Origin of the sequence: Rhizobium rhizogenes NBRC 13257 (assembly GCF_000696095.1) — a bacterium.
GTDB classification, from domain to species: Bacteria; Pseudomonadota; Alphaproteobacteria; order Rhizobiales; family Rhizobiaceae; genus Rhizobium; species Rhizobium rhizogenes.
Map to the genome: position 1 here is coordinate 325,563 of NZ_BAYX01000002.1, position 13,667 is coordinate 339,229.

The following is a 13,667-nucleotide window of genomic DNA, read 5'->3' on the forward strand; positions in this document are numbered from 1 at the left end:
ACGAATGCCTTGAGCTCAAGCGAAGGGCCGGGTGTGTGGCAGGTGGGGTAATCGTCAGTCGCTTAGCGGGATGGAGAAGTCTCTGAGAAAGTGGGTCGCTCCTGTCTCATCGATTTCTCCGGCTGCGACGCCCAATACGAAGGCGACAATCATTCCATCGTCCGTGTCGATCAGATAGCCGTTGATGTAGAGAAACGTAAAGGCGGCCAGATAGCCCGTTCTTTTATTTCCGTCTGAAAAAGGATGGTTCCGAACGAGGCCATGCAAATAGGCCGCAGCAAGAGCGAATAGATCATTCTCGCCGTACGCAGCTTTGTTTAGTGGACGTGCGACAGCAGCTTCCAGCGCGTTTTCATCTTTGAGACCCACTAATCCGCCATGCTCCGCGAGCTGTTCGTGATGCATGATCTCAATGGCTTCGCGCGTCAGCCATTTGTATCCGCTCATTTTGCGAGCTCGCGCAGGGCTGCGCGATATTTTTGCATCCCGAGCCTTGCCGCCCGCAATTGTTCAGCAAGGTCAGCGCGCTCTGGAACCAGTTCGATAGTGCCATTCACTTCACGTATTTCGAGAGCATCACCGCTTTTCAAGCCGAGTCTTTGAAGAACTTCCTTCGGAATGATCACGCCCTCGGAATTGCCGATCTTGCGGATGACGATGTTCATGCTCGATACTCCTTGTGTAATAACCAAGTTATAACACAAGGAGTATCGCCGTCGCAACGCCTCACCCCACCGCCACCGCCCGTGCCTTGACCCGCGCCTGCCACAGCGAATGCGCGGCCAGCGCCAGGACCAGCACCAGTCCGCCGGCGAGTGTCATGTTGCTGGGGGCTTCGGCGAAGATCAACCAGACCCAGATCGGCGCGAGGATCGTTTCCAGCAGGTAGAACATCGCCACTTCCGGTGCCGAGAGGAAGCGTGTGCCGGTTGCCAGGCACCAGAAGGCAAGCGGCATCAGGATCCCGCCGTCGAGCAGGATCCAGCCGGGATGATCGATGCTGAGGCCCGAGGGAATGACATGATAGAGGCCGACCGCGGCCGGAATGACGGCGGAGAGCAATGAGGCGAAGCCCATGTCCCGCCGCGAGGCGCGGCCGATGGTAATCGCGCAGGCAATGGCGAAGGATGCGAAAATTGCGAGCGCATCGCCGAGGATATGGCCGCTTTCCATGCCATCCCGTACGATCAGGCCGACGCCGAAGATCATGGCGATCATGGTGACGATGGTGGAAAGGGCGGGGCGCTCCTTGAGGAAGATCCAGGAGAGGAGCGCGGCGAACATCGGATTGAGGGCAATGATGAAGACGACATTGGCGGCCGTCGTGTAATAGACCGCAAGCACAAAGGCGATGGTCGTCAGGCCGTAGAGCAGGGCGACGGGAAGTCCGGTCCAGCCCGGCAGGACGCTGCGCAGGGAGCCGGTGACGCAGCGGATGACGACAAGGGCAAGAAGCGACACGATAACGGTCGCGACGCTGCGCGCCGACAGCACGGACCAGGCGTCGCCGCTCGAAAGCCGGATCAGCGGAATATCCACGGACATCGCAAGACCGCCGATCGTGCTCAGCAGCAGGCCTTTCCTGTGATCGGAGAGATGCGAGGCCATTCAGCGGGAGTGATCTTCGCCGGCATCCGCGGGATCGAAGCGTTCCCAGCCGCGTGGCGTCAGATGTTCCTGCGGCTGGAACCGGGTCTTATAGTCCATCTTGCGCGAGCCCTTGACCCAATAGCCGAGATAGACGTGCGGCAGGCCGAGCGCCTTGGTCCGCCTGATATGATCGAGGATCATGAAGGTGCCGAGCGAGCGATCCTGGAGATCGGGATTGAAATAGGAATAGACCATCGACAGCCCATCACTCATCACGTCGGTCAGGGCCGCCGCCAGCAGCTCGCCCTTCGGCCGTTGCTCCAGCCCTGAGCCTTCCTCGCGCCGGCGATATTCGATGATGCGGGTGTTGACGTGGGTGTCCTCCACCATGATCGCATAATCGAGCACGGTCATGTCGGACATGCCGCCCTGTTGATGGCGATAATCGAGATAGCGGCGGAAGAGGGAATATTGCTCGCTGGACGGCTGGGCCGGAAATTCGGTTGCGATGATATCGCTGTTTGTCGACTGCACGCGCTTCATCGAGCGGCTGGGCTCGAATTCCTGGGCGAGAATGCGGACGGAGATGCAGGCGCGGCAGGCTTCGCAGGCGGGGCGGTAGGCGATGTTCTGCGAGCGGCGGAAACCGCCCTGGGTCAGGATATCGTTCATCTCCGCCGCGCGCGGGCCGACGAGATGGGTGAAGACCTTGCGCTCCATCTCCCGCGGCAGGTACGGGCAGGCTGCCGGTGCCGTCAGATAAAACTGCGGAGATGGCGTCGACTGCGTATTCATCTGCCGCTGGTTGACCTTTCATCCGGCATTCGACATCGCACAAGCATGGCCCAAGTTTGGAAAACGTCAACCATGTCCTTCATGTGAGGTCACAGTTTCCTGCCCTGTTTTGATGCAAAATGTCTTTCCATGCACAATAAACGGCTCGGATGATCGGGCCGCGAGGATATTTGAGGTGGATATCGTCCTGTTCTAGGCGGTTTTGACGATAACCGTGCCGAGCAACAGGTCATGAATCAGGCGGCTGCGTTCGATGAACAGGCCCGCCAGCAGGATGAGCGGCGTCAGGACGGAATTGAGGATCCAGAACAGCGCCAGATGCACGATGGCAGTCAGGAAATCCATCCGCCGGCCATCGACCCGCACCATGGCGATGCCCACGGCGCGCATGCCGAGCGAGGCCTGGTGCGGTCCGCCGAGCGTCCAGCCGAAATAAAGGCCCGCCACGAGGATGAAGAGGACGGGGTAGAGGAAGAAGCCGAGCCCAAGCGTCAGGACCGATACGAAAAACAGAACGACTGCCGCCGGAATGCAGAGCAAAGCGACGATGACGTAGTCGATGATGAACGCGAAGATGCGCCGGCTCAGCACGCCACTATAGGCGCGCCAGTCGTCCGGTGCTGCATAAAGCGGGCTGGGATTAGAGCTCATTGTCTTCTTCCTTAGAGAAACATTCGCGGAACATATGGTGTGAGGTTCGGCAAATGCAATAAGTCTGTGGTGATCAATTACCTCTTTGCCAGAAGCTTCGCCACGTCCATGGCGAAATAGCTGAGGATGCCGTCGCAGCCGGCGCGCTTGAAGGCGAGCAGCGTTTCCAGCATCACCCGCTCGCCGTCGATCCAACCATTGGCGGCGGCCGCCTTGATCATCGAATACTCGCCGGAGACCTGGTAGGCGAAGGTCGGAAGGCCGAATGCCTCCTTCAGACGCCAGCAGATATCGATATAGGGCAGTCCGGGCTTGACCATCAGCATGTCGGCGCCTTCCTCGACGTCGAGAGCGGCGTCGCGCACGGCCTCGGTGCCGTTGGCCGGGTCTATATAATAGGTCTTCTTGTCGCCTTTCAGCAGGCCGCCGGTCGAGATCGCCTCGCGATAGGGGCCATAGAAGGCCGAACTGAACTTGGTGGCGTAGCTCATAATGCCGACGCCCTGGTGGCCGGCGGCGTCCAGCGCCTGGCGGATGGCGCCGATGCGCCCGTCCATCATTTCCGACGGCGCGATGATGTCGGCGCCGGCATCGGCCTGGTAGACCGCGGCGCGCATCACTTGCTCGACCGTCTCGTCATTGACGATTTCATTGCCGCGCAGAATGCCGTCATGGCCGTGGCTGGTGAAGGGATCCAGCGCGACGTCGGTGATAACGCCGATATTCGGCACGGCCTTCTTGATGGCGGCGGTGGCGAGATTGATGAGGTTGTTCTTTTCCAGGCTGTTCGAGCCGGTCGCGTCGCGCAGCTCCATTTCGATGTTCGGGAAGGTGGCAAGCGCCGGAATACCCAGATCGGCGGCTTCTTTTGCCGCCTCCACGGCCTTGTCGACGGTCATGCGATTGACGCCGGGCATGGCCGGGATCGGCTCTATAATGCCGCTGCCGGGGATGATGAAGATCGGCCAGATGAGGTCGTCGACGGTCAGGCGGTTTTCCTGCACTAGGCGACGCGTCCAATCGGCCTTGCGGTTGCGCCGCATCCGCCGATGCCCGGTTATCTCGTCAACAAGATGCGTCTTGTCCTGCATGGTCCCGCCGTCCTCTTTGGTCTATCTATCGCCTTAATATATAGGCAGCGTACCTATCACGCTGTCCCCAGGATTCAAAACCAGGCGAAAGGCCGCAGCCATTATAACTCTGGCGAGCCCGAGGCCTCCTACGTATTGTTCGCGCATGGAACCTGATTCTTCCGCCGTACCCAAGAGCACGCTGACGGACATCCTGTTCGTCGTGTTCTTGCGGCTGATCGCCATCGCCTGTTTCTGGCTAGGCCTGCAATATTGGTCGATGCTGGTCGGCTATTCGCTGGCGGGCCAGGCCCGGTTCGATCTGCTCAATCTGCCCTGGAAGGTGGCGAGCGCCGGCCTGGCCGTTGTCTTCCCCGTCGCAGCGCTCGGCCTGTGGCTGACCGTCTCCTGGGGACCTGTCATCTGGGTGCTTGCCGCAGGCGGCCAGGCACTGATGTACGGGCTCTGGCCGCAGATCTTTGGCTCCAATTTATTGATCGTGATCCTGCATGCCTGCGTGGCCGTTCTCTACTGCGCTTTCCGCATTTTGCTATGGCTGGAAAAGCGCCGGCGCCAGCAGCAGGTAATGGTTGATTTACCCTGAGACACTAACCCGTCGTGGTAAGGTGCTGTTAAGCTTGCAGTTTAAGTAGAATTTTATGTGTATTCGATAGGGTCTCACTCAAGGCGGGAAGAAAACGACACCGCCAAACAAACAGTGAGGCCAAGTCATGATGAACACGAAAATCAAGCCGCAGGCAGTTGCAACCGCTCGGGACCAGCAGGTCGAGGACATCCGTGGTCTGTACATGGAATCCCTCCACCTGGTGGAGCGTCTTCACCGCCGTCTCCTCGATGTGATCAAGGATGAGTTCGACCGCCAGGGTCGCGACGACGTCAACGCCGTTCAGGCGCTGCTCCTCTTCAACATCGGCAATTCCGAGCTGACCGCCGGCGAGCTGCGCTCGCGTGGCTTCTACCTCGGTTCCAACGTTTCCTACAACGTCAAGAAGCTGGTCGACCTCGGCTTCATCAACCACCAGCGTTCTCGCATCGACCGTCGCTCGGTCCGTATCAGCCTGACCGAAAGCGGCCAGGACATCGCCGAAACCGTCGCCAAGCTCTACGACCGCCATATCGGCTCGATCGACAAGGTCGGCGGCATCGGCACGGACGAGTTCACCCAGATGAACAAGCTCCTGCAGCGCCTCGACCGTTTCTGGAACGACCAGATCCTGTATCGCCTGTAAGCAATACCCGCGGATTGACCGCAAGACTCTCCAGTCAAAACAAGCCGGATGCGTTCCCTGCGCGTCCGGCTGTGTTTGTTTGAGGGGAGGGATATCTGCCTGTCTGTGGGCTTTTTGCCACGTCCCGCCACGACCTTGCGGGACGAGCGCCGTCCGCGACCTCTACACGATTGACGCCGGATCAACAGGCGCTATTAACCGCGCTCATCTAGTGGTATTTTAGCAAGTGCAATATGGCGTTTCTTCCGATCCGGCAGGCGAAGGCAAGTTTCATGCCGGGCGACACGAATCGGCCATATTGCTATGACAGCGGAAACGAACGGCAAGCTGCGCTTCAAGTCTTGATTTTCATGCCTGAGCGCTTTGGCCTCGCAATATTGTGACGGTCCGTGACGAAGTTTTTGTGGTGCTTTGAGGCAACGGATTGATACTGAGCTGCACGACTTGGCATAAGCCGGGGTATTTGCTGCTTCCTCTCTTGGCTGCGGATGAAATTGATCGCAGCGTTGAACGGTAGGGATATGTCGAAGAAAAACGGAATTGAACCTTTCTCGCGCCGCTTCTTCCTGCGGTCTGCGGCAACTTTTGGCGTGGCCGCCTTGGCCGCTCCTGCTCTCGCGCAGCAGGATCAGACGCCCCTCGACGCGCTGATCAACAACCGCGCCCGCGGCAATTGGGATGACCAGTTCGACGCAAAGGCCGCGGCACGCACCGCCGCCGCCGTCCAGTCGAACACGCCGATCCTCGGGCCTGATTCCGTCCCGAACATCCAGCAGGCGATCGCCCAGTATCAGAACATCGCCGCCAATGGCGGCTGGCCGCAGATCACCCCCGGCGATCAGAAATTGCAGCTCGGCGTCACCGATGGCGCCGTTCAGGCGCTGCGCCAGCATCTGATGGTGACGGGCGACCTGCCGAGGGAAGCCGGCATTTCCTCCGCCTTCGACTCCTATGTCGACGGCGCCGTGAAGCGTTTCCAGGCCCGCCACGGCCTGCCGCCGGATGGTGTCCTCGGCGACTTCACGCTGAAGGCAATGAACATCCCCGCAAACGTCCGCCTGCAGCAGCTGAACACCAACCTCGTTCGCCTGCAGACCTTCCCGGCCGATCTGGGCCGGCGTCACGTCATGGTCAATATTCCGGCGACCCGTGTCGAAGCCGTAGAGGACGGTCAAGTAGCGCTGCGTCACGAGGCGATTGTCGGCCGGGAATCGCGCCCGACGCACCTTATCAATTCAAAGATCTACGAGGTCATCCTCAACCCGTACTGGACGGCGCCGCGCTCCATCATCATCAAGGACATCATGCCGCTGATGCGGAAGGATCCGACCTACCTGTCGAAGAACAACATCCGCCTTCTCGACGGCAAGGGCCAGGAGGTTGCGCCTGAGACGATCGACTGGAATTCGGACAAGGCTCCGAACCTGATGTTCCGTCAGGATCCGGGCAAGACCAACGCCATGGCGTCCACGAAGATCAACTTCTATAATCCCAACAACGAATATATGCACGATACGCCTGAACAGGGCCTGTTCAACAAGCTGATGCGTTTCGACAGCTCGGGCTGTGTGCGCGTTCAGAACGTCCGCGACCTGGCGACCTGGCTGCTGACCGATACTCCGGGCTGGCCGCGTCAGCACATTGAGCAAGTCATCTCCACGCGCGTCAACACGCCGATTAAGCTGGCGACGGAAGTGCCGGTCTATTTCGTCTATATCTCCGCCTGGAGCGCTGCCGACGGCATCGTCCAGTTCCGTGACGATATCTATAATCTCGACGGCAATTCCCAGCTGGCGCTCGACACGACCCAGGGCATGGAGCAGCCGGTTCAATAATCGGTCTTGCTTTGATGGAATCTGTGAAAAGCCGCGTCTTCGGATGCGGCTTTTTCGTTTGCGGGAGGCACTCATCGTAGAATGCCCAGCAAATGTCGCTGATCGTATTGCTCTCGGGCAACCCTGACGCTAATACCGTGTCTCCATTGCCGTTCCGGCCCGTTAGGAGCTTTCACGATGACCTCTGCTTCCACCGAACCTTTCTTCAATCGCTCGCTCGCCGATACCGATCCGGAAATCTTTGGCGCAATCGGCAAGGAATTGGGTCGCCAGCGGCACGAGATCGAATTGATCGCCTCGGAAAACATCGTCTCCCGCGCAGTGCTGGAAGCGCAGGGCTCGATCATGACGAACAAATATGCCGAGGGCTATCCGGGCAAGCGCTATTATGGCGGCTGCCAGTATGTCGATATCGCCGAAGAGCTCGCCATCGAGCGCGCCAAGAAGCTGTTCGGAGTCAACTTCGCCAACGTTCAGCCGAATTCCGGTTCGCAGATGAACCAGGCCGTGTTCCTGGCGCTGCTGCAGCCGGGCGACACCTTCATGGGTCTTGATCTCAATTCTGGTGGTCACCTGACGCATGGTTCACCTGTCAACATGTCCGGCAAGTGGTTCAACGTCGTCTCCTACGGCGTGCGCGAAGGCGACAACCTGCTCGATATGGAAGCCGTTCAGCGCAAGGCCGAAGAGACCAAACCGAAGCTGATCATTGCCGGCGGCACCGCCTATTCCCGTATCTGGGACTGGAAGCGCTTCCGCGAGATCGCCGACAGCGTCGGCGCCTACCTGATGGTCGACATGGCCCACATCGCCGGCCTCGTCGCCGGTGGCCAGCATCCGTCGCCGTTCCCGCATTGCCACGTCGCGACCACCACGACCCACAAGTCGCTGCGCGGCCCGCGCGGTGGCATGATCCTCACCAATGACGAGGATCTGGCGAAGAAGTTCAACTCGGCCGTTTTCCCGGGCCTCCAGGGCGGCCCGCTGATGCACGTCATCGCCGCCAAGGCCGTGGCGCTTGGCGAAGCACTGCAGCCGGAATTCCAGGATTATGCCGCGCAGATCGTCAAGAACGCCAAGGCGCTTTCCGAAACGCTGATCTCCGGCGGCGTCGACGTCGTTTCCGGCGGCACCGACAACCACCTGATGCTGGTCGACCTGCGCAAGAAGAACGCCACCGGCAAGCGCGCCGAGGCTGCTCTTGGCCGCGCCTACGTCACCTGCAACAAGAACGGTATCCCGTTCGACCCGGAAAAGCCCTTCGTGACCTCCGGCGTCCGTCTCGGCACTCCGGCCGGCACGACGCGCGGCTTCAAGGAAGCTGAATTCCGCGAGATCGGCAATCTCATCATCGAAGTGCTGGATGGCCTGAAGGTCGCCAACTCCGATGAAGGCAATGCCGCTGTCGAGGCTGCCGTGCGCGAGAAGGTGATCAAGCTTACCGATCGCTTCCCGATGTACGGCTATATGGGCTGAGGAGAGCGAATGCGCTGCCCCTATTGCGGTTCGGAAGATACCCAGGTCAAGGATTCGCGGCCGGCGGAGGATAATACCTCCATTCGCCGGCGGCGGATCTGTCCGGATTGCGGCGGCCGTTTCACGACCTTCGAGCGCGTGCAGTTGCGCGAGCTGATGGTTATCAAGAAGACCGGCCGCAAGGTGCTGTTCGATCGAGACAAGCTGGTGCGCTCTTTCGAGATCGCGCTGCGCAAGCGCCCGGTCGACCGGGATCGTATCGAGCGCGCGGTTTCCGGCATCGTCCGCCGCCTGGAAAGCTCGGGCGAGACGGAAATCAGCTCGGAACAGATCGGTTTGCAGGTGCTGGAAGCCCTGAAGAGCCTCGATGACGTTGCCTTCGTGCGTTATGCTTCCGTCTATCGCGATTTTTCGCATGCGGAGGATTTCGAGAACGTGATCACCGAGATCAATGCCAAGATCGCCCGCGATCCGCTGGATCCCTGACCATGACGCGCCGGCCGGACGACGAACGTTTCATGGCCGCGGCGATCCGCCTGTCGCGCTGGCATTTAGGGCTTACCTCCACCAACCCTTCCGTCGGCTGCGTGATCGTCAAGGATGGTGCCGTCATCGGCCGCGGCGTTACCGCGGTTGGAGGCCGGCCGCATGCCGAAACCCAGGCGCTGGCCGACGCCGGTGAGGCGGCGAGGGGAGCCACGGCCTATGTCACGCTCGAACCCTGTTCGCATTACGGCAAGACGCCGCCTTGCTCCGAGGCGCTCATCGCCTATGGCGTCGCCCGTGTCGTCATCAGCGTTACTGATCCCGATCAGCGCGTTTCCGGGCGCGGCATCGCGATGCTGCGGGATGCGGGGATCGAGGTCGATATCGGTATTCTCGAGGAAGAGGGCAGGCACTCGCTCGCCGGCTATCTCATGCGCCAGACGAGAAATCGGCCGTATGTGACTCTCAAGCTTGCCGTTTCCACAGACGGGATGATCGGCAAGACGGGCACAGGGCAGGTGCGTATCACCGGCGATGTCGCCCGCGCCCAGGTGCAAGTCGTTCGCGCCGAAAGCGACGCCATCCTGGTCGGCATCGGCACGGCCATCGCCGACGATCCGGAATTGACTTGCCGCCTGCCGGGCTTGGAAGATCGAACGCCGCTGCGCATCGTCATTGACGACCAGCTTCAGCTTCCGCTCGGTAGCAAGCTCGTGAAGACGGCGCGGCAATATCCGGTGATCACCGTTGCCGGTCATCCGCCGCCCTTCGATGAAAATACCGACAAGGCCCTTATGGCCCGCCGTGCCGCGCTCGATGATGCCGGCGTCGAAGTGCTGCAATCCAATTCCAACGAACCGGGCGAGTTGCTGGAAGCGCTCGGCACGCGTGGCATTTCCTCCCTTCTCGTCGAGGGTGGCGCAAGGGTAGCGCAACGCTTTCTCGATGCGGACCTGGTCGACCGTATTCTTCTCTTCCAGGGGCCGGATGCGATCGGCGAGGGCGGTATTGAATCGCCGGTCACGAAGACCAATATCCCACCCAGTTTCAGGCATATCCGCGCGAGCCAGTTTGGCGATGATCGCTGCGACGAATTTGAAAGAGGTTTTTGATGTTTACCGGAATTGTCACCGATATCGGCACAGTCGAATCCGTCTCTCCGCTCAAGGAAGGCATCAAGCTGCGTGTCGTCACCAATTACGACCCGGCGACGATCGACATGGGCGCCTCGATTTCCCATTCCGGCATTTGCCTGACGGTGACCGGTCTGCCGGAAGCGGGCAGCAACGGCCGCTGGTTCGAAGTGGAAGCCTGGGAGGAAGCCCTGCGGCTGACCACCATCGGCAAGTGGCAGGCCGGCAGCAACATCAATCTCGAGCGCTCGCTGAAGATCGGCGATGAACTCGGCGGCCATATCGTTTCCGGCCATGTGGACGGCAAGGCCGAAATCCTGTCGGCGACGGAAGAGGGCGACGCCACCCGCTATCGCCTGCGCGCGCCGGAACATCTCGCGAAATTCGTCGCTCCCAAGGGCTCGATCGCCCTCGACGGCACATCGCTCACGGTCAACGCCGTCGACGGCACCGATTTCGACGTGCTGTTGATCCGCCATACGCTGGAGGTCACCACCTGGGGCGAGCGCAAGGCCGGCGATTTCGTCAATTTCGAAGTCGACACCATGGCCCGCTATGCCGCGCGGTTGGCGGAATTCCCGGTTGTCCGGGAAGGCTGAGCTTCGACCCTCTCAGGCGAGCGTCTTTTCCATGCGAAAGTTTGGAAGGGTCTGCCCGCGCTTTTCCACGGTTTGAGCGGCGAGGACAATAAACCCTTTTCGTTCGAAGAAGGGTCTGGCGGTGAGGCTGGCCTCGGTGAAAATTCGCCGGTGCCCCTGATGGCGGGCGGCGGCCTCCACTGTTTTTAAAAGCAGGCCGGCGACACCCTTGCCCTGATGGTCCGGGAGGACGAACATCATGTCCAGGCAGCCATCCGCCTTCAGATCGGAAAAACCAACGGGCTGCGCCTCGTAAATCGCCATCCAGGTCGGCCTGCCAGCGCGCCACTGCGCCCAGACCTCGGGATCATCGACCTTCGCCCAGGCATCGATCTGCGCGGGACCGTAATCCTTCGACGCAATCTCCCGAATTGCTCGCAGGAAAATGTCGATCGTGGCGCCGGCGTCGTCGGGGGCATATTCCCTAATGCCGATGTCATGCCGTGAACTCATGGGCATCGATCCCTTCGACGGTCGCGGCCGCTTTATTTCCATCGCTCGAGCATGACGTTCGTTCCACCCTTGTAAACGGTCTCGCCGATCCGGCGGAAACCGACCTTTTCGGCGACCCGCAGCGATGGTGTGTTTTCAGGGTCGATAATACAGGTCATCCGCCGATCCGCGAAGGTCCCGTCGGCCCATGCAATTGCCGCCCTGATGGCTTCCGTTGCGTAGCCTTTGCCTTGCAATGGCGGCGAGATCGCCCAGCCTGTCTCCAGGGTGCCCTCCGTCGTCGGATTCATGTCGCGATGGGAGTCCAGAAAGCCGGCCTCGCCGACAAAGCGGCCACTGCCGCGCTCCTCGATGGCGAAGAAACCGAAGCCCAGATGATGCCACATGCCGGTATAGCGCAGGAAACGCGCCCATGTCTGCTCGCGTGATGGCGGTTCACCACCGACGAAGCGCATCAGGTCGTTCTGTTTCCAGAAGTCGGCATAATTCTCAAACTCCTCCAGCCGGTGGGCGCGCAGGATCAGCCGTTCTGTCGTCAAGGTGGGGATGGTGGTCATGGCGGGGGCGATTTCCTTCCTTTCGGGCATTGCAGAATTCATGCTCATCTTGTCACGCTCCCGGTTCGCCATCCCAATAATCCAGGGGCCCACCGTCGCGGCCGATAAAACGGAACCGTGTCCCATCGGCCCGGTTGGTCTTTGCCAGGAATTTGCCGGAGTCGGGATATTCGACGATCTCCGTCTGCGCCTTGGTCGATATCCCAAGATAGATCAGCACGCCGGGACCGGTGTTGATAAGCTGGTGAGCTGTTTCATGGCCGCCGGCCGGAGCCCCCAGCACATCGCCTTTTGCAACGGCAAAGCGCTCGCTCCCGAAACGATATTCGCCTTCGCCGTCGATGATGACGAAAAGCTCTTCCTCGACATGATGATTGTGAAACGGACAGCCTGATTTGCCGGGCGGCACTTCGTTGTAGCTGATGCCAAGATCCTTGAGGCCGAGCAGCGCGCCGAAAGAGGCGTCGCTGCCGGCAAAAAAATCTCCCTGCTGCCAATGGTCGAGCTGAAGCTCGCCAATATTGACGGCGCGTCTGGTCTTCTTTGTCATGAGGCCCTCCCTTGCCGGTCGCGAATTATTATCGAAGCGAGTGCGGCGGCGGAAGATGCAATTTCCAGCAAGGCCCGATCTTCCTCAAATCCCGATCAGAATCGGGGCGGATAGCCGAAAAACACTTGCCAAGTGCGGCCCGCCGTGGTTTGACCCGCCGTTATCGGTGCTGCCCGCCCTCTCATTCCGCAGGTGACGTATGTCCAGCTCTACCAATGCCCACATCCTGATCGTGGAAGCCCGCTTCTACGACGATATGGCTGACGCCCTTCTCGATGGTGCCAAGACTGCGCTTGAAGAAGCCGGAGCGACCTATGACATCGTCACCGTGCCCGGCGCGCTGGAAATTCCGGCTGCCATCGCCATGGCGCTCGACGGCGCCGACAATGGTGGCACGGAATATCAGGGCTATGTCGCCCTCGGCATGGTCATTCGTGGCGAGACCTATCATTTCGATATAGTCGCCAATGAATCTTCTCGCGCGCTGATGGATCTCGCCGTCAGCGAATCCCTGGCGATCGGCAACGGTATCCTGACCGTCGAGAACGACGACCAGGCTTGGGCGCGGGCGCGCCGTTCGGACAAGGACAAGGGTGGCTTTGCCGCTCGTGCAGCGCTGACGATGATCGCGTTGAAACAAAAGTTGGGTGCATAAGTTCATGAGCAATCAGGATAACGAGCGACCGGCAAAGACCGCGAACCAGCGCGGGGCAGCCCGCCTTGCCGCCGTTCAGGCGCTCTATCAGATGGATATCGGCGGAACCGGCGTGCTGGAGGTGGTGGCCGAATATGAGGCGCACCGTCTCGGGCAGGAGCTGGATGGCGACACCTATCTGAAGGCCGACGCATCCTGGTTTCGCTCTATCGTTTCCGGCGTCGTGCGCGAGCAGACGCGTCTCGATCCGCTGATCGGTTCCGCGCTTCAGGACGATTGGGCGCTGTCGCGTCTCGACAGTACCGTACGCGCCATCCTGCGCGCCGGTACATTCGAGATTCTCGACCGCAAGGATGTCCCGGTCGCGGTTATCGTTACCGAGTATGTCGAGATCGCCCACGCCTTCTTCGATGATGATGAGCCTAAGCTCGTCAACGCCGTGCTCGATCGAATCGCCAAGCAAGTTCGCGGCGAAGCCAAGAAATAAGCAGCGATGTCGGCGCCGTTGATGGCGCCGTCTACTTTCGT

General features: G+C 60.3%; 18 protein-coding genes. 9 read left to right on the forward strand and 9 right to left on the reverse strand.

Going from position 1 to position 13,667, the window contains the following annotated elements:
* Positions 1-54: 54 nt before the first annotated feature.
* The 6 genes from RRH01S_RS05545 to hemB form a co-directional block, all read right to left on the reverse strand.
* Entirely contained in the window at positions 55-447 is a 393-nt protein-coding gene (locus RRH01S_RS05545) for a type II toxin-antitoxin system death-on-curing family toxin (protein WP_007691502.1), read from the reverse strand.
* Positions 444-665, reverse strand: a complete 222-nt coding sequence (locus RRH01S_RS05550) for an AbrB/MazE/SpoVT family DNA-binding domain-containing protein (protein ID WP_007691500.1) — start codon at positions 663-665, stop codon at positions 444-446. The genes RRH01S_RS05545 and RRH01S_RS05550 overlap by 4 nt, the downstream gene beginning before the upstream one ends.
* A gap of 61 nt (positions 666-726) precedes the next feature.
* The gene (locus tag RRH01S_RS05555; protein ID WP_007691498.1) at positions 727-1,608 is read right to left on the reverse strand and encodes a DMT family transporter; all 882 of its coding nucleotides are present in this window, start codon (positions 1,606-1,608) and stop codon (positions 727-729) included.
* Positions 1,609-2,385, reverse strand: coding sequence for an arginyltransferase (locus RRH01S_RS05560; protein ID WP_007691497.1), 777 nt, complete (start codon positions 2,383-2,385; stop codon positions 1,609-1,611).
* A gap of 192 nt (positions 2,386-2,577) precedes the next feature.
* Positions 2,578-3,036: an RDD family protein gene (locus RRH01S_RS05565; RefSeq protein ID WP_007691495.1), complete on the reverse strand. Its 459-nt coding sequence runs from the start codon at positions 3,034-3,036 to the stop codon at positions 2,578-2,580.
* Positions 3,037-3,113: 77 nt separating this feature from the next.
* Positions 3,114-4,127, reverse strand: a complete 1,014-nt coding sequence (hemB, locus tag RRH01S_RS05570) for a porphobilinogen synthase (protein WP_007691493.1) — start codon at positions 4,125-4,127, stop codon at positions 3,114-3,116.
* Between the two features lie 145 nt (positions 4,128-4,272).
* Between hemB and RRH01S_RS05575 the strand changes: the two genes are divergently transcribed.
* From RRH01S_RS05575 to RRH01S_RS05605, 7 genes are all read left to right on the forward strand, one after another.
* On the forward strand, positions 4,273-4,710 hold the full coding sequence (locus tag RRH01S_RS05575; RefSeq protein ID WP_007691490.1) for a DUF6163 family protein: 438 nt from the start codon (positions 4,273-4,275) through the stop codon (positions 4,708-4,710).
* A gap of 130 nt (positions 4,711-4,840) precedes the next feature.
* Entirely contained in the window at positions 4,841-5,356 is a 516-nt protein-coding gene (gene ldtR / locus RRH01S_RS05580) for a transcriptional regulator LdtR (RefSeq protein ID WP_034519488.1), read from the forward strand.
* Between the two features lie 521 nt (positions 5,357-5,877).
* On the forward strand, positions 5,878-7,191 hold the full coding sequence (locus tag RRH01S_RS05585; RefSeq protein WP_012651208.1) for a L,D-transpeptidase family protein: 1,314 nt from the start codon (positions 5,878-5,880) through the stop codon (positions 7,189-7,191).
* Between the two features lie 177 nt (positions 7,192-7,368).
* The gene (gene glyA, locus RRH01S_RS05590; protein WP_007692804.1) at positions 7,369-8,667 is read left to right on the forward strand and encodes a serine hydroxymethyltransferase; all 1,299 of its coding nucleotides are present in this window, start codon (positions 7,369-7,371) and stop codon (positions 8,665-8,667) included.
* Between the two features lie 9 nt (positions 8,668-8,676).
* Complete coding sequence (gene nrdR, locus RRH01S_RS05595; RefSeq protein ID WP_007692797.1) at positions 8,677-9,153, forward strand: transcriptional regulator NrdR; 477 nt, start codon at positions 8,677-8,679, stop codon at positions 9,151-9,153.
* 2 nt (positions 9,154-9,155) lie between these two features.
* On the forward strand, positions 9,156-10,265 hold the full coding sequence (gene ribD / locus RRH01S_RS05600) for a bifunctional diaminohydroxyphosphoribosylaminopyrimidine deaminase/5-amino-6-(5-phosphoribosylamino)uracil reductase RibD (RefSeq protein WP_007692796.1): 1,110 nt from the start codon (positions 9,156-9,158) through the stop codon (positions 10,263-10,265).
* A complete protein-coding gene (locus RRH01S_RS05605) occupies positions 10,265-10,885 on the forward strand; it encodes a riboflavin synthase (RefSeq protein ID WP_007692795.1) in 621 nt (206 codons plus the stop codon). Before ribD ends, RRH01S_RS05605 begins: the two co-directional genes overlap by 1 nt.
* A gap of 12 nt (positions 10,886-10,897) precedes the next feature.
* On the opposite strand, the gene RRH01S_RS05610 is transcribed toward RRH01S_RS05605, so the two are convergent.
* The 3 genes from RRH01S_RS05610 to RRH01S_RS05620 are packed head-to-tail and all read right to left on the reverse strand — an operon-like array spanning position 10,898 to position 12,484.
* On the reverse strand, positions 10,898-11,377 hold the full coding sequence (locus tag RRH01S_RS05610) for a GNAT family N-acetyltransferase (RefSeq protein ID WP_034518793.1): 480 nt from the start codon (positions 11,375-11,377) through the stop codon (positions 10,898-10,900).
* Positions 11,378-11,409: 32 nt separating this feature from the next.
* Positions 11,410-11,982 (reverse strand): GNAT family N-acetyltransferase, encoded by a 573-nt coding sequence (locus RRH01S_RS05615; protein ID WP_007692791.1) that lies wholly within the window; start codon positions 11,980-11,982, stop codon positions 11,410-11,412.
* Between the two features lie 4 nt (positions 11,983-11,986).
* Entirely contained in the window at positions 11,987-12,484 is a 498-nt protein-coding gene (locus tag RRH01S_RS05620) for a cupin domain-containing protein (protein WP_007692789.1), read from the reverse strand.
* A gap of 199 nt (positions 12,485-12,683) precedes the next feature.
* Between RRH01S_RS05620 and ribH the strand changes: the two genes are divergently transcribed.
* Both ribH and nusB read left to right on the forward strand, forming a co-directional pair.
* Positions 12,684-13,139, forward strand: a complete 456-nt coding sequence (gene ribH, locus RRH01S_RS05625) for a 6,7-dimethyl-8-ribityllumazine synthase (RefSeq protein WP_007692788.1) — start codon at positions 12,684-12,686, stop codon at positions 13,137-13,139.
* A 4-nt stretch (positions 13,140-13,143) separates the two neighbouring features.
* On the forward strand, positions 13,144-13,626 hold the full coding sequence (nusB, locus tag RRH01S_RS05630) for a transcription antitermination factor NusB (RefSeq protein WP_007692786.1): 483 nt from the start codon (positions 13,144-13,146) through the stop codon (positions 13,624-13,626).
* Positions 13,627-13,667 lie beyond the last annotated feature (41 nt).